The organism is Bartonella vinsonii subsp. vinsonii (genome assembly GCF_902825235.1).
Taxonomy (GTDB): Bacteria; Pseudomonadota; Alphaproteobacteria; order Rhizobiales; family Rhizobiaceae; genus Bartonella; species Bartonella vinsonii.
The window spans coordinates 14,742-31,119 of record NZ_CADEAJ010000005.1 but is presented as its reverse complement, the minus strand read 5'-3'; the positions used below and the strand labels follow the sequence as shown (position 1 = coordinate 31,119).

General features: G+C 39.1%; 15 protein-coding genes and 2 riboswitches. Of the genes, 4 read left to right on the top strand and 11 right to left on the bottom strand.

Annotated elements, in window-relative coordinates:
* Positions 1-296: 296 nt before the first annotated feature.
* The 3 genes from J7R12_RS05075 to J7R12_RS05065 are packed head-to-tail and all read right to left on the bottom strand — an operon-like array spanning position 297 to position 3,062.
* Complete coding sequence (locus J7R12_RS05075) at positions 297-1,268, bottom strand: WD40 repeat domain-containing protein (protein ID WP_126603763.1); 972 nt, start codon at positions 1,266-1,268, stop codon at positions 297-299.
* A 9-nt stretch (positions 1,269-1,277) separates the two neighbouring features.
* Entirely contained in the window at positions 1,278-2,306 is a 1,029-nt protein-coding gene (locus tag J7R12_RS05070; RefSeq protein WP_126603762.1) for a CobW family GTP-binding protein, read from the bottom strand.
* A gap of 12 nt (positions 2,307-2,318) precedes the next feature.
* On the bottom strand, positions 2,319-3,062 hold the full coding sequence (locus J7R12_RS05065) for a creatininase family protein (RefSeq protein ID WP_126603761.1): 744 nt from the start codon (positions 3,060-3,062) through the stop codon (positions 2,319-2,321).
* A gap of 1,318 nt (positions 3,063-4,380) precedes the next feature.
* On the opposite strand from J7R12_RS05065, the gene J7R12_RS05060 reads away from it, so the two are divergent.
* Positions 4,381-4,752, top strand: a complete 372-nt coding sequence (locus tag J7R12_RS05060; protein ID WP_126603760.1) for a hypothetical protein — start codon at positions 4,381-4,383, stop codon at positions 4,750-4,752.
* A gap of 240 nt (positions 4,753-4,992) precedes the next feature.
* Here J7R12_RS05060 and J7R12_RS05055 read toward each other — a convergent pair whose 3' ends face one another.
* Positions 4,993-6,327: an NAD(P)H-dependent oxidoreductase gene (locus tag J7R12_RS05055; RefSeq protein WP_126603759.1), complete on the bottom strand. Its 1,335-nt coding sequence runs from the start codon at positions 6,325-6,327 to the stop codon at positions 4,993-4,995.
* Between the two features lie 167 nt (positions 6,328-6,494).
* Between J7R12_RS05055 and J7R12_RS05050 the strand changes: the two genes are divergently transcribed.
* Positions 6,495-6,974 (top strand): MaoC family dehydratase, encoded by a 480-nt coding sequence (locus tag J7R12_RS05050; RefSeq protein ID WP_126603758.1) that lies wholly within the window; start codon positions 6,495-6,497, stop codon positions 6,972-6,974.
* A 468-nt stretch (positions 6,975-7,442) separates the two neighbouring features.
* Here J7R12_RS05050 and J7R12_RS05045 read toward each other — a convergent pair whose 3' ends face one another.
* The 3 genes from J7R12_RS05045 to J7R12_RS05035 are packed head-to-tail and all read right to left on the bottom strand — an operon-like array spanning position 7,443 to position 9,954.
* Positions 7,443-8,102, bottom strand: coding sequence for a methionine ABC transporter permease (locus tag J7R12_RS05045; RefSeq protein WP_126603757.1), 660 nt, complete (start codon positions 8,100-8,102; stop codon positions 7,443-7,445).
* Positions 8,095-9,129, bottom strand: coding sequence for a methionine ABC transporter ATP-binding protein (locus tag J7R12_RS05040; RefSeq protein WP_126603756.1), 1,035 nt, complete (start codon positions 9,127-9,129; stop codon positions 8,095-8,097). The genes J7R12_RS05045 and J7R12_RS05040 overlap by 8 nt, the downstream gene beginning before the upstream one ends.
* A 6-nt stretch (positions 9,130-9,135) precedes the next feature.
* Positions 9,136-9,954 (bottom strand): MetQ/NlpA family ABC transporter substrate-binding protein, encoded by an 819-nt coding sequence (locus tag J7R12_RS05035; RefSeq protein WP_126603755.1) that lies wholly within the window; start codon positions 9,952-9,954, stop codon positions 9,136-9,138.
* A gap of 510 nt (positions 9,955-10,464) precedes the next feature.
* Here J7R12_RS05035 and J7R12_RS05030 point away from each other — a divergent pair.
* A complete protein-coding gene (locus J7R12_RS05030) occupies positions 10,465-11,091 on the top strand; it encodes an SH3 domain-containing protein (protein ID WP_126603754.1) in 627 nt (208 codons plus the stop codon).
* Positions 11,092-11,172: 81 nt separating this feature from the next.
* Here the strand turns inward: J7R12_RS05030 and J7R12_RS05025 are convergent, their stop codons facing one another.
* The 4 genes from J7R12_RS05025 to J7R12_RS05010 form a co-directional block, all read right to left on the bottom strand.
* A complete protein-coding gene (locus tag J7R12_RS05025) occupies positions 11,173-12,204 on the bottom strand; it encodes an aspartate-semialdehyde dehydrogenase (protein ID WP_126603753.1) in 1,032 nt (343 codons plus the stop codon).
* 526 nt (positions 12,205-12,730) lie between these two features.
* On the bottom strand, positions 12,731-13,114 hold the full coding sequence (locus J7R12_RS05020) for a helix-turn-helix domain-containing protein (RefSeq protein ID WP_126603752.1): 384 nt from the start codon (positions 13,112-13,114) through the stop codon (positions 12,731-12,733).
* A gap of 560 nt (positions 13,115-13,674) precedes the next feature.
* A complete protein-coding gene (locus tag J7R12_RS05015) occupies positions 13,675-13,869 on the bottom strand; it encodes a Trm112 family protein (RefSeq protein ID WP_126603751.1) in 195 nt (64 codons plus the stop codon).
* A gap of 22 nt (positions 13,870-13,891) precedes the next feature.
* A complete protein-coding gene (locus J7R12_RS05010) occupies positions 13,892-14,554 on the bottom strand; it encodes an LON peptidase substrate-binding domain-containing protein (RefSeq protein ID WP_126603750.1) in 663 nt (220 codons plus the stop codon).
* Between the two features lie 467 nt (positions 14,555-15,021).
* Positions 15,022-15,121, top strand: a riboswitch (glycine riboswitch).
* A riboswitch (glycine riboswitch) is annotated at positions 15,122-15,214 on the top strand. It abuts the riboswitch before it with no gap.
* 44 nt (positions 15,215-15,258) lie between these two features.
* On the opposite strand from J7R12_RS05010, the gene gcvT reads away from it, so the two are divergent.
* On the top strand, positions 15,259-16,377 hold the full coding sequence (gene gcvT / locus J7R12_RS05005; RefSeq protein ID WP_126604059.1) for a glycine cleavage system aminomethyltransferase GcvT: 1,119 nt from the start codon (positions 15,259-15,261) through the stop codon (positions 16,375-16,377).
* The last annotated feature ends 1 nt before the right edge of the window (position 16,378 follow it).

Genomic DNA, 16,378 nt, shown 5'->3' with positions numbered 1-16,378 from the left:
TTCCTTATTGTTTCTTCTGGAAGGTTGTGCGGCTTCTTTTATCTGCAAGGATTGTTGTTCTTTTTTTCAGTTTTTCATGTTGCGACAGTTCTTGCATTAAAGGAGTTCATAAGAGGCATCTTTATTCTTTTCTAAAATGGTTTTATTCGTACACTAATCTCACTTATGATATGCAGGGAATGGTCTTGTTTAATTCAATGTATACAGGTTTGACATGAGAGAATCCTGTGATATTGGGGAGACATTCAAGTTGTGAAAAGATAGAAGGATTATTCTCAATTAATTTCTTGTCTTTCTTAAACAGTCATATTGATAATACCACATTCACCATTTTCACTGCCGAAAGCAAGATTATGCCCCGTCTGGTCCCAGCTGAGTGCTGAGATGGCGCTTTTCCCACAGTCTTTTAGAAGGACTTCTTTCCCATCGTGAAAATGTGCACACAAAATCATTCCATCATTAAAGCCGATTGCTACAATTTCTTCGCTTGGATGACATGAAACGGCACTGACAAGTGCATGCGCTCGTGTACCCAGTTCTAATGGTGTTTTACCCATGGGGCCATCTTTCGTATGAAAGGGCCAAACAATGGCTGCTGATGCGCCTGATGTTGCAAGCCATTTTCCTTTTGTGCTCCAAGACCAGCTTTTGACTTTGCTTGGGTATCCACTCATGCGTAAATGTTGCTGATCGGTAAGACGCCAGCCATGTAAGGCATTTTCTTGCATGGTAGAAATGACATAGCGGTTGTCTGGTGAGAAGGTGACATCAAAATGTGCTCCTTTCCAGACCAGTGTGGTTGGGGGTGTTTGCGTTGATAACCAATGAAGGGTAACCCCATTGTAATGGGCAACAGCAAGTCGTAAACCCTTTGGAGCGAAAGCAAGACCTTCCACACTGTGTTCATGCTTAAGTTCTTGCAGTTCTTTGCCAACATTTGCCAATGCTAAACGTGAGGAAGCAAAAGCAAAAATTTTCTGTGGTCCAAAAGCAACCTTGTTGATCCATTTTCGTTCTTGTTGTCCTAGCATTTTTGTCTGACCATCTGCTGTTGTTTGACAGGCTTTGCCGTCTTCTCCACCCGTGATGATGGCTGTGTTATCATAAGAAAAATGGCTTGAAACTGTCCCTTGGTGAACTTTTATAATTTGGGGAGTTGGGTTTAAAAAAACGATGAGGCCTTCTACTGAAACGAAAGCTGGTTTATTGTAAATAAAACCGCAGGAAAGGCAATAACTTTGAAGATTGTAAGGGGTAATGTTTGGCATTCTATTCACTTATGCGCAATTTTCAAAACCAGTTTTAAGTTTTTCGGCATCAAGGGAGCGGCCGATAAAAACAAGTCGGCTTTCACGTTTTTCTTCTTCATGCCATGGACGTTGATGCTGTCCTTCAAGAATCATGTGTATGCCTTGAATAACATAGCGATCATTGTCTCCTTGAAAGGCAATAATTCCTTTTAAACGCAAAATATCTGGACCTTGTTGCTGCGTAACCTGTTGAAGCCATGGGAAAAACTTTTCTGGTTGAAGAGCACCTGTTTTTAAACTTACAGAAGTTACTGTAATGTCATGAATGGGGGAGGTGTGGTGATGCTGATGATCATGATTGCAATCGGGACCACAAACATGGTCTGCATGTTGGTGATCAAGAAAATGGGGATCATTCTCTAAAGTTCGTTGGAGGTCAAAAGAACCAAGATTGAGAAGTTTTTCAAGAGGGATATTGGCACGCTCTGTTGCATAAAGTACGGCTTTAGGATTAATCGCCAAAATGAGCGATTCAGCATGTGCACGTTCTTGTGCATTAACAAGATCAATTTTATTTAAAAGAACGATATCAGAAAAGGCAATCTGATCTTCAGCTTCGCGGCTATTTTTAAGTTGAGACGGTAGATGTTTTGCATCAACAACTGCTATGACACTATCAAGAGCCGTTTTTTCATGGACAGTATCATCCATGAAAAAAGTTTGTGCAACGGGAATAGGATCAGCAAGCCCTGTTGTTTCTATAATGATTGCATCAAATCGATGAGAGCGTTGCATCAGGCTTTCTAAAATACGAATAAGGTCGCCGCGCACGGTGCAGCAAACACAGCCATTATTCATTTCATAAATTTCTTCGTCTGATTCAACAATAAGGTCGTTATCGATACCAATTTCACCAAATTCATTGACGATAACGGCATAACGCTTGCCATGATTTTCACTGAGAATACGATTGAGAAGAGTGGTTTTTCCTGAACCCAGATAGCCTGTTAGAACCGTAACAGGAAGTTTAGGGGGCATATTTTGTTTTTTTTCCATGGTTCATACCTTTTATCGTAATGCGTCTAGTTTAAATCGACTGATATCATCAAGTAAATCACGAAGCCCACAAAGAACATGAGAGAAAATTGCTTCACCTGCTTGTGGTGTTGCTTCACTTGCATTCCCTGCTGCTCCTTGTTTATTAAGATCACGCATGGTCCAGCCAAAGGCGTGGGGGCCATAAGCACGTAAATACCGATAATGGGAAATCATATCAGCTTGTTTGTTATGAAAATTTTTTGCCTTTTCCATATGCACTTTTTCTGGTGCTAAATAAAGCATTAAGGAGGTTTCTATAAATCCTCCGTGGATATCAAGATGTTGTTGAGAGGGTACCATTAAGCCTTGCGGTAGTCCAAAACGACTCCAGCTTGTTGCCACTGCAAGCATGGAAAAACGCCTGCGTAATTCGGTGATAACAATGCTCATTAAAGGGGAATTGCCGCCATGAGCGTTGAGAAGAAGAAAACGCTTGATATCTTGATGATAACAGCTCTCACCGATTTTTATCCAGCGCTCAATAGCGTCAGAGAAGGTGAGGGTTTGTGAACCAGAAACATCCATATGTTCAACTGAATAGCCAATTTTTTCAACGGGTAAGAGCATGATAGGGAATTGCTCTTTGGTTTGTAAAGTGAGTGCTTTTGCAAAGGCTTCAGCAATAATCCAGTCTGTTTCAAAGGGGAGGTGATTTCCGTGATATTCGTGTGCACCCAAGGGCAAAAGAGCGAGGAAAGGGGCGGGAAGTACCATAAATTTTTGCCAAAAAGAGAAGCGAATAGATGCGAAGTGGACATATTTCTCTTGATTTTAATCCATCTGCAAGAAAAACACAAACAAGAGTATCTTATACATAAAATATAGAGAATAAAAAAGACTGTTTTATAAAAAACGGTGGAGGCGCCGTTTAAAAAAGACCTCCATATTTTATGTTATCAATTTTCAGGGATGAAATGTATTTTGTGAAATGTTTCAATCTGGCACTTATTTTTTGGAAAATAAAAGTCTTAGAATGATTAACTCTCCATCCTATGGTTTAGATAAATCCTCTCCTTTATCCATGCAACGTTTAAGTTTAGGGCTCAAGTTTAGGCAGTGCACAAAAAACTTCTTTGCTATAAAGGATAAGTTTTATTCTGAAGAATAGGGAGACATATGGGGCTGTTAATGCAAAAAAGAGAGTTAGAATTTAGTTTTTAAACCAAAATTTTGAGAAATTTTTTGTTATATTTTATACGTAATGTATCAAATTTAGGAACTGCTTTTTGATCAATATGACTTTAAAAATGTCTCTATTATTTGAATATTTGTGAGAGAAAAAGTGCGTGAATGGATAGTAGCATTGAAGAAAGATTAGTTAATGTTCTGTGGTGAAGAAGTATGCATTTGTTTACTACAAGATACACTCATTTGGATGGTTAAGATGCATATAAATTGGTTCTTTGCAAAGTAGCGCTTAAGAGTATAAGTTGATTGGTTCTTTTATAAAAAAAGCATCATACGGTTTATTGAAGAGTAGAAGAGATCTCTCCTTTTGGTGGTGTTATACTTACTGAGAGTGAAGTAAAGAGAGAAGGTAGAGAAAGTAAAGCTAAAACAAGTATAATTTTCTTCTGTTTCTATTTATAACAGTATTTGTTCTCTTATCAGTTTAGATATTTTTGATTTACATTTTAATCTAATTGATGAATGTTTTTTCTTTATGCTAGAATAAATATTCTCAAAGTATTTTTATGCTATAATACAGACGAGAAATATATTTAATTTGATTCTTTATAGTTCTTTAAAATATAATACTACTATCTCTGTTAAGAGTTTACTAATATCTTTTTATAGAAATCTCATTTTTATTCAGCTTTTATTAAAATGGTATTAGTTTATCCATTTTTCAGGAAATTTTTCCAATTATTTTTTATCTCTTTACATGAAATACATAATGTATTATAATGTCATTAAAATTGCTTATATAATATATCATATTGTGCTATAAGTATTATTGCGAATTTTTGTTTTGAAAAGTGTAAATATTATTTTACTTTTTCAGTAAAGAAAAAGAGGAGCAAAGAAAGCTATGTTTAAAGTGTTTAAAAATCGTATGTGTTTGTATATTTTTACTGCGTTTATTTTTTGTTTACTACAAACTATAGAAAGTTATGGCAACCTCACAAAGAATCACTTTCAAGCACAAGAAGGAGCGCCTGTTGCTGCTATAGCAGCAACAGGTAAAAATACAGCTCTTGAGGCTGTAGAAGTTGTTAAGGCTATAGATATGGCTGTTATCCGTGATGCCGAGGGGCAAGATGGACTCGCTTTTGTAAAGGCTGGAAAAATGCCTTTATTTACAGCTTTTTGGGGTGGTGTAGGTTTTATATCCATTTTGTCTTCTTTACTATCATCGGATTTCGTTGGTGTTATAGCATCTCTTTTAGGGTTATTTCTTTAAATCTCATTGAAACTCCTCTCTTTTTCCGACACGTTTTTTCCATAATTTTTGAAGAAGCAATATCTCTAAAGCCGCATTTATGCGCCTTTAGAGAGGGGGAGGAGAGAGAAGATGCAGTATTCTTTATATGCATCACGAGAAGGTGTTAAACTATTCAGGAGTGATCTTTCTTTTAAGGATAGAGTTTGATTTTTTACAGCTTATCGCTCTTTATAAGGAAAAGGGGCGATAAAAGTTTTTTTATATACCCGTGGAAGAAAAGCCATCAAACAAAAGGTCTTGTTTTGTGCGAAGTTGGGCAATCCACTGGTCTTTTCGAATGGCAGTGTTATGCAGAGTGATAAGTTCATTTTTTTTAATTTCTGCTGTAACTGTTGCCTTTTCCAAAAGACCACAAGGAATGGCGTGATGAGCGCGTGCTTCTGCACTACTCATGATCCAAGCACGATAACTATAAAGACCAATGAAATCTAACTGATCACCAGGATGTAAATCTCTCTTAGCTACAGCACACACTTCGGCTACTGGAGGGCTAAGTGGTACCATGTCTTTTTTGCCATAAAGCATAATACGCGCACAGGTTAGGGGGACTTCCATTGCGGTTAAATGATAAGGGCGATGAAAAGTGAAATAAGGTCCCTGACCAATTTTTAAGTCTTCCATACGTTCACGTAAACGCGGATGTGCTATTTCGGCAATGACAAAAACACCAGGAGCAATTCCATGACCTATTGAATAGTCCACAACACCATATCTCTCTAAAAGTCCCCCATCTTGTTTGGGGATAAGCACTTTGCTTAAATCTTGGAGTGCTGCTTGTGGTCCATGCATTCCTGGGCAATCTGGAAGAAGCCCAGTTGCATTGGCAATGGCTGCCATTTCAACCATCGTTTTAGAACCATCAATAAATTCAACCAACATGCGCACATTCATATTGCGTCGCAAGGCTTCTTCTTCATAAGTATCCGGTGTGGCATCAAAGATAAGGGGATTGTTTTTTCCTTTCCCAGCTGCAACAATTTTGTGTCCAAGGGCTGAAACAAATTCAATGAGTTCCATGCAAGAAGTTGGCTCATCACCGGCACCAAGTGTATAAATAAGACCTCGTTTCTCTGCTTCATGCTTTAGATAAGCACCAATCGTAACATCTGTTTCAACATTCATTGTGACAAGGTGTTTATTGTTTTCAAGGGCTTTAAAGCCAATTTCTGCACCAGCTTCAGGATAGCCTGTTGCATCAACTACAATGTCAATTTGTTCATGGCGCAAAATAAGGTCAATATCATCTGTGGCGGCAATCAATCCTTTTTCAATAGTTTGCGTTAAGACATGAGAGTTTTCAACTTTACGTGCATGGCCTTCTTCGCCATAGGCTATGAGAGCGGCATCAAAAATACGTGACGGTGTTCGCGTGGCAACGGCTGCAACTGTTATGCCATCCATTTGTGCAACAGTTGAGAGTAAATCTGTTCCCATTTCACCACAACCGATGAGGCCAATGCGGATGGGTGGATGATTTTCTGCACGTTGCTTCAAATCACGCGCTAAACCGGTGAGGCTTACATTACTTGCCATTATTTTTTCTCATTTGAAAACTACCTTACGAGAAGAGTATTTTCTTATTCATAAAGTACATTTACTCTTTAAAAGAGTTCATCTTTTATTCTTGATGCTCTAATCAATGAGTTTTATAAAAGCAAGAGGTTAGGGGTATTTTTATCAAATAAAACAGGAAAAGCGTTATGCAGAAAAAAATAGCCGTACAAGATGTCGTTCATTTTATTGGGAAAGAAGTAGGAATATCTCAATGGCGCCTTGTAACGCAGGATATGATTAATCAATTTGCATGCGCAACAGATGATCATCAATGGATACATGTGGATGAGGAAAGAGCTAAAAAAACCCCTTTTGGTGGTACGATTGCTCATGGTTTTTTAACATTATCGCTCTTGTCTGCATTAGCTTATCAGGCTCTTCCAGAGTTGGAAGGGGCAACCATGGGGATTAATTATGGTTTTGATAAAGTCCGCTTTATGAGCCCTGTAAAAACAGGTGCACGGGTGCGCGCTCGTTTTGTTTTAAATGATGCTGAAATTCGTCCTTCTGGCCGCGTTGTTTTTTATTATGGAGTGACGGTGGAAGTTGAACAGTTAAAAAAGCCTGCTCTCACGGCTCAGTGGCTTATTGTTGCTATGGTTGGTGAGAAATATACGAATTTCTAAATTCTTATTACTTTTTTTCTCTAAATTTTTGCATTTTTTTCCTAGAAAAGTAAGGGATGATAATGCCTGCCATGATAGAGTTCATGGCGAATAAATCGCTTTTTGCATGTCACAAGCGGGGTTGGTATGTGGATAAAAATTCTTGAAGAAAGGGGGAAATGTGTCTCTTATGAACCACCTCAATCCACAAGCTTTCGCAATATTGAGAGCGGGTCAATATCATAATAATAGTGCACTTTCACAAGTATAAAGATGGAGGTGCTCGATGGATTTTCCATTATACTCTTTATGGATAGCGTCATGAAATGGCGGTGAGAACAACCAATGATGTTTCTTAAAAAGCACGTGAATGTGCAGCACAATGGTGACCTAGGCTTGGTAAGGGACGTGATCCATTAACAACACATCAATTTGCATACGCATCCTTCATGGATTCGTTATGATTGGGGTGCAAATTTGGAAATTGTTTTAGTGTTTTGTTTTATCAAGTTTTTGCACAATTTTATCAGAAGACCATTGGGTAATGACATTAAGAATGATCAAAAGGATGATAACACTTGTCATGATGGAGGTATTATAACGCTGATAACCATAGCGGATTGCCATATCTCCTAAACCGCCTCCGCCAAGATAGCCCGCAAGTGAGGTGGCTCCGATAAGAGAAATAATCATGACTGTAAAACCCGTGATCAGGCTAGGGAGCGCCTCAGGAATAAGAACATGCCTAATAATTTGAAGACGGCTTGCTCCCATAGAACGAATAGCTTCAATGAGCCCCGTTTCAACGGTTTTAAAAGAGAGTTCGGCCATTCGTGCATAAAAAGGAATAGCTGAAATGGTGAGGACAAAAATAACCGCGGGCATTCCGATACCTTTTCCTACAACCATGCGCGTAAGGGGGAGAAGGTAAAAGGCAAGAATAATAAAGGGAATGGCGCGAATACTATCAATGATAATACTCAAAGGGCGATTGATGAGAGGTGAAGCAAAAATCCCTCCACGTGCGGTTGTATAGAGGAGAAGACCAAGGGGAAGCCCTATCATGAGTGCCATTAAGGAAGCACTTATTGTCATCAAAATTGTATCAAAAACGGCTCTGAAAAGTTCATGAGAGAGAATATTAAACATAACCTAAAACCTCACAATATCGCGCTTTTTCAGTCAACCATTTCACGGCTTTTTTTAAAGCCTCTTTATCTTGGCTAGGGATAGCTAAGAATAAACGACCAATGGTTTCGCCCTGCACTGTATCAATGCCACCATGCAGAATACGTGCTCTTAAACCGATTGCATCTTCTAGTAAATGGAGGAAAGGTTGTTGGGCAATTTCACCTGCAATATTTATTTCAATGACAGCTTCTTGACCCATGGCTTTCAGATTTTTTGCAAATTTTTCAGGAAGTTGTGGAGTAACAAGTTTGAGCATGGCAATGGTTGTTTCTTCTTGTGGTGATGTGAAAATATCTTTCACACGTCCTTCTTCTACAATACGTCCTTTATTGAGGACAACAACGCGATGGGCAATGGTGCGCACAACTTCCATTTCGTGGGTAATGAGTACAATCGTAAGATTGAGGCGTTTGTTAATATCGGCGAGAAGTTCTAGAATGGATTGTGTTGTTTCAGGGTCAAGAGCAGAAGTTGCTTCATCTGATAATAATATTTTGGGATGAGCGGCTAGAGAACGTGCAATTCCAACACGTTGTTTTTGTCCCCCTGAAAGTTCTGCTGGATAGCAGTATTCTTTACCACATAATCCTACCAATTCAATCAGTTCAAGGGCACGTTGATGGCGTTGTTTTTTGTTCATACCTGCTAATTTAAGAGGTAGGGCAATGTTATCAAGAATAGTTTGTGATGATAAAAGATTGAAATGTTGAAAAATCATTCCAATACGTTGACGGTAAGGGGCCCATTCGGTCTCTGATAAGTTTGAAACGTTAACGTCTTCAAAAAAGATTGATCCTGAATCAATTTTCTCTAACCCATTTAAACAACGAATAAGTGTGGATTTTCCGGCTCCGCTGCGTCCAATAATGCCAAGAATTTCTCCTGCATGGATATTGAGAGATAAATTATCAATGGCTGGAATGCCAGCCGTTTTACTATAACAACGGCTGACGTTTTTTAAGGAAATCAGAGAGGGTTTTTCCATTAGCACTTACCAAGATGTTTGGGCTGCCGGCCCGAAAATTTCTTTGATCTTTGCACGGACAGGCTCACTATTATAAGCAGCAACTAATTTTTTGACCCATGGTTCATCTTTTTCGGCAGTCCGGACGACAATGATATTGTTATAAGGATTATTTTCTGCTTTTTCCCACGCGATTGCATCTTTTTGTAAGTCTAATCCAGAGACCAAAGCCCAGTTTGTATTGACAACTGCAATGTCAAAATCATTGAGTGCTCGTCCTAACATACCGGCATCTAATTCACGAATTTGCAAGTTTTTAGGGTTTTCAATAATATCAAGCGGAGATGCAAGAATATCGTGAGGATCTTTTAACTGAATCAGACCTAAAGAATTGAGAAGAAGTAAGGCTCTTCCCCCATTTGATGGGTCATTAGGAATGCCAACATGGGCTCCCTCTTGAAGTTCTTTTAACTCTTTGATTTTGTGAGAATAGACGCCAATTGGGGCAATAAATGTGTATCCAACAACTGAAAGTTTATAACCACGCTGTTCAATTTGATTTTTAAGATAAGGGGTATGTTGAAAAGCATTCGCATCAATATCCCCTGCATTGACGGCATCATTGGGGAGGGTATAATCAGAAAAATAAACAAGTTCGATATTTAAACCTGCTTTTTTAGCTTGTTCGGCAGCAACTTTCCAAATAGTTGCTTCATGTCCTTCCATAACTCCGAGTTTGATTTCTGATTTGTCTGCTGCCATGGAAAAGCAAGGAGACAAAAAGAGTGCAAAGAGAGAGAGGAGTAATCCAAGTGTGGTACTCCGAGATAATTTCTTTAATATCATGTGTTTTTGTCTTTCTTTTCCAAGAGATTTTTTGAGGGAAAATTTAATAATCTCTGTATTATTTCAGGAGAGAACTTATAGAGTATAAAAGCTTTACAGAATATTCAATCATTTTTATTCAAAATAAAATATTATTTTCTTCTACACTGTAGCATTCTTGCAAAACAACATTATTAGCTCAAAGCATTTCTCCAAAATTCAAAGAAAAATTCTTGTATCCTCATCATTTGTTTGGGGAACCAATAGCAATTTCAAAACTTCTTTAAGTGACGTGTGACTGATAGCCAAGTGATCAGATGACGTTTTAGTCGTAAATTCATAAGGAAAATATTGCGCAATCAAGACAGGAGTTCGTGTGTATAAAGTGGTAGAGGAAAAAGTTTAAGAAGGCTTTTCCCAAAATGGAGTGGATCTTTAAGGAGACAAAAATTGACCACGACTTGACTGAAACACGGCACATTTTGCAAAGGTGAATATTTTGCCTTTCATATTCTGGAGAGGAAAAAAAGAATGTTAAAAAAGAATTTTTTATCAAGCACAATGATTTTATTAGCTTTAAGTGGATTGGGGTTGGGAATGACTGTTTCTCGTGCGGAGGCGGCCACGGTTAGTCGTGTAACAACGGATCATGTTGTTTTACGCACCGGTCCAGCGACAACTTATAAAGCTATCGCAACTGTTCCAACGGGAGCAAAAGTGCAAGTGAATGGCTGTCTCTCCAATAAAGCTTGGTGTTCGCTTCGTTATAATGGAAGGATTGGTTGGGCGCCTGCACGTTTTACCAATGGCAATAATGTTCCTCTTATTTCTTTGACAAAGGCGCGTGTAAAACCACATTCTACGATAAAAGCACAAAAGAAAAAAATAAAGCAGACTGTTTCTGGATCTAAAACTCTTACGCTGCCTCAGAAAATACGGAAAAATATGCGAGAATTATACAGAACAGATGTCATTATTGATTCCACAGGTGTAAAAAAAAGGGATGAACGAACAATTTTGAATCCATCACCAAAGGCACAGGATGTATCGGTAAAGCACGTGAACGCGTATAATCCTTTTTTTCCAAATGACGTTAATTTCAAAAATTTTGAACGCAATGAAACGCGTTACCGGATTGTGACTTATCCTTCTCCATAAGGATCAAGAAAATCCACTGTTGGGATGACAGAAAAAGTACGGCAGCATAGAGCGAGAAAATACTTTATGCTGCTTTTTTGTTTAATTCGCGGATTTAGGTTTTATCAAATGACGAGAAATGAGTAGTTCAGCAATTTGAATTGCATTCAATGCTGCTCCCTTTCTGAGATTGTCGGCAACAACCCAGAAAGCTAGACCATTTTCAACGGTGATATCTTCACGAATACGGCTAATAAAGGTGTCATCTTCACCAGTGCTTTCATAGGGCGTTATATAGCCACCATCTTCGTGTTTATCGATAACTTGGCAGCCAGGCGCTTCACGGAGAAGCTCTTGTGCTTCATGGGCGCTTAGAGGCTTTTCCAATTCAACATGGACAGCTTCCGCATGACCGATAAAGACAGGAACACGAACAGCCGTTGCTGTTAATTTAATCTTAGGATCAAGAATTTTCTTCGTTTCAGCCGTCATTTTCCATTCTTCTTTTGTATAACCATCTTCCATGAAAACATCGATATGGGGAATGACATTAAAGGCAATACGTTTGGTAAATTTTTTTGATGTGATGGGATCAGCAACAAAAACGGCTCGTGATTGTCCGAAGAGTTCATCCATTCCTTCTTTACCAGCTCCAGAAACCGATTGATAAGTGGATATAACAACACGTTTAATGGTTGCAGCATCGTGGAGTGGTTTTAAAGCTAAGACCAGTTGGATTGTTGAACAATTGGGGTTTGCTATAATATTACGTTTGGAAAATGCATCAATGGCTTCAGCATTGACTTCAGGCACAATCAAGGGGACATTGGTATCATAGCGCCAAGTGGATGAATTGTCGATAATCACACATCCGGCTGCAGCAATTTTAGGGGCATATTCTTTGGAAATACTTCCCCCCGCAGACATCAGGCAAAGATCTGTATCAGAAAAATCATAAGTATCCAGTGCTTTTACTTTTAAAGTTTTGTCACCATAAGAAACATTTTGCCCTAATGAGCGTCGTGATGCCAAAGGAACAATCTCGTGAGCAGGAAAACCACGCTCTTCTAGAATTGTGAGCATTTCACGACCAACATTCCCTGTTGCGCCGACAACTGCAACTTTAAAACTCATTTTCCATACTCCTGTCCCTCTCTATGCTTCTTTCCTTAAGCTAATCTCACGAGAGGGCGCGTTAGCCAAGGATCATTCATTTCATATTGATTTTCAGAAACCCAAATTTTGTACATACGCATCATGCGCGATAGCACAATAGACTGGCTCGTTTTAAACACTATTGCCCTTCTGAATCTTTGAGAGTTAAGAAAGTTTGAATATTTTATGCCAAGCTGTATGAATACCCCCTTGACAGCACCTTACTCTAGTGAATTCTCTCTCCTCTGTCAATTATTTCCCTTAAGAAGTGTGGATATTGTAACGGTTGGTTTATGTCTTGCGCCGGTAGAAGTTTTTCTCTTTCATCTCATCATGAAATGTTCGTTCAAAGAGAGATTGTTATGAGAGTGACGGCTCTGTTTTTGAGTCTCGTTTCCACTTTTTGCTTTGAAGTTTCTCTTTTGTTATTGAAATAGTCCAGTTATAAAGGTGTTTTTAAAAGAAAGATTCAGAGAAATTATGAAAAGAAGAAGGTGTTTTCACACTAATCAGAAACCAATCGCAGGATTGCTTTTTGTCTTTCCGGTTTAAGCACTCTGAAACCCTTTAAAAGCAAATATTCCGCTTTGTTTAATATTTTTTCATCATGATAGGCATCTTCTTTTGTTGAGAGATCCGTATAAAAGAAGGAGATAGGAACATCTAGGATATCGGCAATTTCCTTTAAGCGTCCTGCTCCCACGCGATTTAAGCCTTTTTCATATTTTTGGATTTGTTGGTAAGTGACGCCTAAATGATTGCTTAATTGTTTTTGAGAAAGTCCCATGACGTTTCTTCTGAAACGAATTTTTCTGCCTACAGAAATATCATTAAAATGTGGATTTTTAGCTTGCACTTTGTCCCCCACCGGGTGCGAGCGCCCTCGCATTTGTATTCCGGGGTCTGGAAGTACTGAACCTAAACAGCTTCTTGCTTTTAGTGCTTAGAGCACTTGGACATAACAAGAACCCCCGGAACTCCGGGATACCCGTAAAACGGGTTCATTTTTTGTGTTTAGGTTTTTCGAGCTTCCAGACCCTATTGATCGCCGCGTATACGACCAAAACCACTGATTTAATTCATAGGGTAATTTCCTTAGACCGTCAATTAGAATTAAGACAAGTTTGCTTGTTGATCTTTTTCAAATTGAAGCGCAATTGTTATAATACATTGCCCTGTTTTTTAGGACTTTTCCCAATTTTCTCGTTACCGGGATAAGAAAAAGAGAATCTTATTTTCGCGTTTAGAAGCCCAAAAAATTAAGAAAGGTGTTCGTGTGTCTCTTATGATCCATCTGAAAATAGGGTTGGGAGTTGGTAAAGAGAATGCTAAGCGCATTATGGAATGACTTTTCTTGGACAAGCACATATTAAAAAACTGAGGAAAAGATTATTGTGTTTATGGTAAAGCTACTGAGAATTGCTACAGAAAAAATTGAATGAAGAGTGTTTATTTATATGTTGCTTTTTCATGATCCTGCAAAGGACGCGCTTCTGAGGCAAGCATAATGGGAATGCCGTCGCGAATAGGATAGGCGAGATTTGCTTTGCGTGAAATTAATTCTTGTGTTTCTCGGTTCAAAGAGAGGGTGCCCCCTGTGATTGGGCAGACCAATAATTCGAGCATTTTAGGGTCAGTGGTCATTTTTTTCCTGTTCCCATATTTATTAGTTTAAATGGAAATGTGCTCCTGTTTGTTTCATAAGTGAGCGTTCAGTTAAAGCAAGAAGCGTTTGAGCACGGATTCCAATATCTGGAGCCTCTAATAGAGCTTGCTTTTCTGCTGGTGTAAAGGGGATAAGGGCTGAAAAAGCGTTAACCAATAGAGGCGTGGGAGCTTGTATGATACTGCTCCAATTATATTCTATTTCATGTATGGTGAGATATTTCTCAACAATGTCGAGGAGGTTTTCTCGATTAATATCTTCTGCAATGTTGGGTTCTTCTAAATCTTTTATGTTTGACCGGATGAGAGCCGTTCGATAGGGCTTTGTGTTCACCAGTTCTTGTTCTAAGGTGAAGCGGCAAACGCCTTGCAATATAATGAAAAGCTGCCCATTTCCCGTTTCATTGTAGTTTGTAATACGCCCTATACAGCCTATTTTGTAAAGGGGTGTGGAAAAGTGGTTTGTATCTGATGAAAGTGGTTGAATGATTCCTAATAAACGGTTGGATACCATAACATTTTCAACCATTTCAAGTGCTTCTGGTTCAAAAATATTCAGCGATAAAAAACCACCTGGTAGTAAGAGTGCTCCTTCTACTGGGAAAAGAGCAATTTGCTTTGGTAGGTCATCTTCGCAACTGTAAGAGATATTACCCGCTTTCATGAGTATTTTGCAACCTTTATTCAATGAAGTTTGGTATGTAATAGCTGTAATTTATGACACTATTGAGAGACAAAAAATTGAGAGAGAAGAAAATTAATCCGCAAATCAATCCTTTGTGTGTTAAGATTCTTTAAAATATCTGAAATCTTTGGTTTTAAAAGATATGAAACTCCGTGGTTAGGGTTGAGGTGCAAAAGGGGAGGGTATTGCTTTGTCATCCTTTTGAGTGCGTCAAATTTTGTATTTTTTACGTTGTGTTTCTGTTATGGCCTTGGCAATTTTTCTCCTGATTTCCTGAAAAGCGGCCATCTACGATTTCATAATACTCAAAACACTGCCATTATACGCCTTTTAAAATAGCCTATGCAAGTTTAAAAATGAGAATACGCGCATCACTTTACTGATGACAGTGTGATAAAGATAGGCTATAGATAACAACATGTCGGAAAGAGCGTTGTCGTTTCTTTCATTCTTTTGCGGGAGAGTGCAGACTGCAAGCTTTCGCACCTGCCGCCGAAGGGGAAAACAGCCCATAATCTCTCAGGCTCTAAGGACCGTAAAAGAAGGAAGACAGATCTGGAAAGTCGGAAAGATCCGCGCCGAAGGTGTAAGCGAAAGGTCTTTTCGCGAGTCTCTCAGGTTTGTAACAGGAGGGTGCAGAGGCGGCCATATTGTGTGGGCGTGAGCGCAATTTTGGAGATATTATGGGTACAGCACAAGAATTTGAAACATCTTCTTTAAAAACACTTCCTTTACATGAATTGCATGAAAAAGCAGGAGCAAAATTTGGTGCTTTTGCTGGTTGGCAAATGCCTTTGACTTATCCTCTTGGGGTTTTGAAAGAGCATCTTCATACCCGTGCACAGGCAGGCCTTTTTGACATTTCTCATATGAAATTAATTGCCATTGAAGGACCACAAGCAATAGAATTTTTAACCTATGCTTTTCCTATTGATGCTGCATTGTTAAAGATTGGCCAATCACGCTATAATTATTTGCTTAATGAGCAGGCTGGCATTCTTGATGATCTTATTATTACCCGTTTGGCAGAGAGCCGTTTTATGCTGGTTGCGAATGCTGGGAATGCACAGGCTGATCTTGCCGAGCTTGAGAAGCGTGCCGTTGGTTTTGAATGTCAAGTCATTGCTCTTGAAAGAGTGTTGCTTGCTCTTCAAGGTCCAGAAGCAGCAGCTGTGATGGCTGATGCTGGATTGCCTGGTAATGAACTGTTGTTTATGCAAGGATTCGAACCACAACAAGATTGGTTTATAACGCGCTCTGGGTATACGGGAGAAGATGGTTTTGAAATTGCTCTTCCCATAGGGCAAGCGCGTGCAGTAGCTGAAAAATTACTGAGTGATTCTCGTGTTGAATGGGTTGGTCTTGCAGCACGCGATAGCCTGCGGTTAGAAGCAGGGCTGTGCTTGCATGGAAATGATATTACGCCTGATACAACACCCATTGAGGCCGCACTGACATGGGCTGTTCCCAAAAATGTTCGAGAAAAAGCGCAATTTTATGGAGCGAAAGCTTTTCTTGAAGCTCTTCAGAAAGGACCTTCTCGTTGTCGCGTTGGTTTAAAACCGCAAACGCGTCAACCTATTCGTGCGGGTGCTCTGCTTTTTGATGGTGAGGGCAATCAGATTGGCGTAGTAACATCAGGTGGTTTTGGTCCTTCTTTTGATGGTCCTGTAGCGATGGGTTATGTTCCTGTTGATTGCAAAGTTGAGGGAACGGAAGTTTTTACAGAGCTGCGTGGAAAAAAAATTGCACTGTCTGTTCATTCTCTTCCTTTTGTTGAACAACGTTATTTTAAAGGATAAA